General features: G+C 58.6%; 1 protein-coding gene. It reads left to right on the top strand.

The window, feature by feature from the left end; all coding sequences use genetic code 11:
• On the top strand, positions 1–764 hold a 764-nt coding region (locus tag AC5ZG5_RS46295; protein ID WP_496165582.1), incomplete at both ends, for a sensor histidine kinase.

Consider the following 764-nt stretch of genomic DNA (forward strand, 5'->3'; position numbering starts at 1 on the left):
CAGCGCATAGAGGTGCCCAATCGGGACGAGCTCGGGGAGCTTGCGGCGCACGTTAATTCGACCTGCGACGAGCTGCAGCAGCTCTACCGGAGCCTTGAGGAGGCGAGCCGACACAAATCGCAGTTCCTCGCAAACATGAGTCATGAATTGCGGACACCCTTGAACGCGGTACTCGGCTTTTCGGAGCTCATGCTGGACGGCATATACGGCGATCCGCCAGAGAAGATGCGCCCCGCCATCGAAAGGATCCAACGGAACGGCAGACATCTGCTCGGGCTCATCAACGACGTCCTCGACCTCTCCAAGATTGAGGCCGGACAGCTTCGGCTTTCGCTGGCCGACTATTCGGTGGAGGAGCTGGTAAATGTTGTCCATACCTCCGTTGAGTCGCTCGCCGCGGACAAGAACCTGAGTTTGAGAATTGCCGTTCCCGCTGGCTTGCCGCCCGCGCGGGGAGACGAACGCAGGCTCGCTCAGGCCCTGTTCAATCTCGTTGGTAACGCGATCAAATTCACAGACCGGGGAGAGGTCCGAATAGAAGTGGAGGCGAAGGCAGATTCCTATGTCTTTTCTGTTCAGGACACAGGACCTGGCATCGACGAGGCGGACCAAGCCAGAATCTTCCAGGAATTCCAGCAGGTGGATAACTCGATCACCAAGACGAAGGGAGGCGCGGGGTTGGGCCTCGCAATCGTAAAGCGCATTGTGGAAATGCATGGCGGACGAATCTGGATCCAATCTCGCGTCGGCCAGGGCGCTCGGTT

The organism is Bradyrhizobium sp. Ses1, assembly GCF_059512365.1.